The sequence below is a fragment of the Modestobacter sp. KNN46-3 genome (assembly GCF_011039295.1).
Genome location: NZ_JAAKGN010000264.1, coordinates 1 through 3,367, shown reverse-complemented (window position 1 = coordinate 3,367; position 3,367 = coordinate 1). Strand labels below are relative to the sequence as shown.

Sequence of the window (3,367 nt, the reverse complement as noted above, 5' to 3'; positions counted from 1 at the left end):
GGTCATCGCGTAGCTCTCCTGAAGGACTGTGGTAGGTCATCCAGAAGATCACGCGGTGGCCGCCTCTATGTGGAGGGCCCGCTGGTCACCGGGGCCGTCGCACACCACCTTGGTGGACGCCACTCCGCGCAGGTCCTCGGTGCCGAACAGCAGCCCCGAGACGGCCGGTACGACGTCGTCCGCCGCGGGTACGCCGTGCCGCACCGCGGTGGCGACCAGCCGCTTGGTCGCCGCGTGCGCGACGGTGGGGCCGGCGGCGACCCGGCGCGCGTACTCCCGGGCCGCCTCGGGGAAGCCGTCGTCGGGCAGGACGCGGTTGACCACGTTCCAGCGCTCCAGGACCGCGGCCGGGTAGCGCTCACCGGTGAACACGAGCTCCCGGGCCCGCGCCGGGCCGGCCCGCTCGGCCAGCCGCTGCGGCCCGCCCATCGACGGCGTGAGCCCGACGACGATCTCCACCAGACCGAAGGACGCGCTCTCCGCGGCGAGCAGCACGTCGCAGGCCAGTGAAATCTCGAACGCCGCGGTCAGGGTCAGGCCGTGGGCGGCGAAGACGGTCGGCACCGGGAGGCCCTCCAGCGTCTGCACCGTGCGCAGCAGCCGGGCCCACAGCGCCCCGCCGCGGGCGACGGCGTCCGGGCCCTCGGCGATCTCGGCGAACAGGTGCACGTCGACACCGGCGGAGACGACCCGGCCACGCGCCTCCACCAGCACCGCACGGGCCCGGTCGGGCCGCGCAGGATCGGTGAGCTCGACCAGCTGGCCGGTCACCCGTTCCCAGGCGTCGAACACCGCCTGGTCGAACAGGTTCAGCGGAGGGTTGTCCAGGACGACGACGGCGACGTCGCCGTCCCGCTCGAGCCGGACGGGGGCAGTGGTCTCGGACACACCGCCACTCTGGCAGGCCCGAGCGGCCTCAGCCGGGCGGCCAGCCCAGGCCGCGGCCGCCGAGCACGTGCAGGTGCACGTGGTGGACCGTCTGCCCGGCCTGCGGCCCGGTGTTGGCCACGACGCGGTAGCCGGGCTCGGGCGCGTCCGCCGTCACGAGGCCCTCCTGGACGGCGACGGCGTGTGCGGCCGCGACCAGCTCGGCGGTGAGCTCGGGGTCGGCGCCGGCCAGCGCACCGAGGGTGGCGTGGTGCTCCTTCGGGATCACCAGCACGTGGGTGGGCGCCTGCGGGTTGATGTCCCGGAAGGCGAGCGTGCGGTCGGTCTCCCGGACGACGTCCGGCGGGATCTCCCCGGCCACCATCCGGCAGAACAGGCACTCGTTCCTCGGCTCGCTCACCGGCCCGACCCTAGGCCCCGCCACCCGACCACCGAAATGGCCATTCTGGTGGTGGGCGCGGCCCGGGAGGACGGCGTGGGCAACGATGGGCCGGTCCGCCTCGTCCCTCTCCCCTGGAGGTCTCCCGTGTCCGCACCCCAGCCCCATCCGAGGACGTAGTGAGCAGTCGTCGCGCCGTCCGGTCGGGTGGCTTCGGAGAACACGCACTGAACAGGCGCGGCTTCCTCGCCGGGAGCGCCGCCGTCCTCGCCGCCGGGCTCGCCGCCTGCAGCCGGGACTCCCCCGAGTCATTGTCCGGGGGCTCGACCGGCAGCCGCGGCTCGCTGACCATCGGCGCCATCCCCGACCAGGACCCCGAGGTCCTGCAACGGCTGTACAGCACGCTCGCCGACTCGATGTCCGCCGCACTCGACCTGGACGTCGACTACCAGCCGGTCACCGACTACGGCGCCGCCGTCTCCCTCTTCCGCACCGGTGACCTCGACCTGGTCTGGTTCGGCGGGCTCACCGGCGTGCAGGCCCGGCTGCAGACCCCCGGCGCCGAGCCGATCGCCCAGCGCGACATCGACGAGTCGTTCACCTCGGTGTTCATCGTCAACACCGGCACCGGGCTGACCCCGGCCGACGACCTCGGCCCGCTGGCCGACCTGCGGTTCACCTACGGCAGCGAGACGTCGACGTCCGGCCGGCTGATGCCCGCGTACTTCCTGTCCGAGCAGGACGTCGACCCACAGGGCTTCCCCGGCGGCCCCGGGTTCTCCGGCTCGCACGACGCGACCATCTCGCTGGTCTCCTCGGGCAGCTACCAGGCCGGGGTGCTCAACGAGCAGGTGTGGCGGTCCCGCGTCGAGGACGGCACCGTCGACCCCGCGGCGGTGGTCCAGTACGCCCGCACCCCGGAGTACCACGACTACCACTGGCTGCTCAGCCCGGAGGCGGTGGAGCGGCTCGGCCCGGACCTGCCCGGACGGCTGCTCGAGTACTTCACCGGCCTGCCCGCCGGGGACGAGGTGCTGGAGCTGTTCGGCGCCGGGGCGTTCATCCCGACCGAGGCGTCGAATTACGACCAGATCGAGGCGGTCGGCCGCGACCTGGGGCTGATCAGCTGAGCGCCGTCCTCCGGCTGGACGGCGTCGAGGTCCGCTACGGCAGCACCCGCGCGCTGGCCGGTGTCGACCTCACCGTCGACGCCGGCCAGCGGGTGGCGCTGGTCGGGCCCTCCGGCGCCGGCAAGTCGACGCTGCTCGGGTTGGTCAACGGCTCGGTCCTGCCCACCGCGGGCTCCGTGCAGGTGCTCGGGGAGGAGGTCGCGGCGCTGCGCGGCCGGGCCCAGCAGCAGCTGCGGGCCCGGGTCGGCACGGTCCACCAGCACCTGGAGCTGGTCGGTCAACTGCGGGTGCTGCACAACGTGAACGCCGGGCGGCTGTCCAGCTGGCCCGCGTGGCGGGCGGCGTGGTCGCTGGTGCGCCCGCAGGGGCTGCCCGAGGTGCTCGCGGCGCTGGACCGGGTGGGGCTGGCCGACCGGGTGTTCGAGCGCACCGAGCGGCTCTCCGGCGGCCAGCGGCAGCGAGTGGCGCTCGCCCGGTTGCTGGTGCAGCAGCCCGAGCTGGTGCTCGCCGACGAGCCGGCCTCGGCGCTGGACCCGGTGCTGGCCGAGCGCGCCCTCGGCCTGCTCGCCGGGCTGGCCACCGAGCGGGGCGGCGCGCTGATCGCCTCCCTGCACGACCCGGCGCTGGCGCTGCGGCACTGCACCCGGGTGGTCGGGCTGGTCGAGGGGCGGGTGGTGCTCGACGCACCCGCGGCCGCGCTCACGGTCGGGGACCTGGCCGACTTCTACGGCGCCCCGCGGTGACCGCCGTCCTGGACCGGCCCCGGGTGGCCCCCCGGCTGCACCGGGCGCGGACCCGCTGGGCGTGGGGACTCGGTGCGCTCGCCGTGGTGGCGTGGTCACTGGCCGGCGCGGGTGCGTTCGCCGGCGACGTGGTCAACCCGGCCGGCACCGGGCAGTTCGGCCGGTTCGCCTCCGCCGCGCTCTCCCCTGCCCTGGACGGCGCGTTCCTCCGGGTGCTCGCCGACTCG

4 protein-coding genes and 1 pseudogene are annotated in these 3,367 nt (G+C 75.0%); 3 read left to right on the top strand and 2 right to left on the bottom strand.

Annotated features, from left to right (window positions below; all coding sequences use genetic code 11):
* Nucleotides 1–48: 48 nt before the first annotated feature.
* Both G5C62_RS26200 and G5C62_RS26195 read right to left on the bottom strand, forming a co-directional pair.
* Nucleotides 49–888, bottom strand: a complete 840-nt coding sequence (locus G5C62_RS26200) for an enoyl-CoA hydratase/isomerase family protein (protein WP_164703299.1) — start codon at nucleotides 886–888, stop codon at nucleotides 49–51.
* Between the two features lie 28 nt (nucleotides 889–916).
* A complete protein-coding gene (locus G5C62_RS26195; RefSeq protein ID WP_036333671.1) occupies nucleotides 917–1,288 on the bottom strand; it encodes a histidine triad nucleotide-binding protein in 372 nt (123 codons plus the stop codon).
* A gap of 158 nt (nucleotides 1,289–1,446) precedes the next feature.
* Between G5C62_RS26195 and G5C62_RS26190 the strand changes: the two genes are divergently transcribed.
* From G5C62_RS26190 to G5C62_RS26180, 3 genes and pseudogenes are all read left to right on the top strand, one after another.
* The gene (locus G5C62_RS26190) at nucleotides 1,447–2,397 is read left to right on the top strand and encodes a putative selenate ABC transporter substrate-binding protein (RefSeq protein ID WP_164703298.1); all 951 of its coding nucleotides are present in this window, start codon (nucleotides 1,447–1,449) and stop codon (nucleotides 2,395–2,397) included.
* Nucleotides 2,394–3,140 carry a phosphonate ABC transporter ATP-binding protein gene (locus G5C62_RS26185; protein WP_164703300.1) on the top strand — a complete coding sequence of 249 codons (747 nt, stop codon included), beginning with the start codon at nucleotides 2,394–2,396 and terminating at the stop codon, nucleotides 3,138–3,140. Before G5C62_RS26190 ends, G5C62_RS26185 begins: the two co-directional genes overlap by 4 nt.
* Nucleotides 3,137–3,367, top strand: a pseudogene (locus G5C62_RS26180) (ABC transporter permease); the annotation flags it as partial. The gene G5C62_RS26185 and the pseudogene G5C62_RS26180, both read left to right, overlap by 4 nt.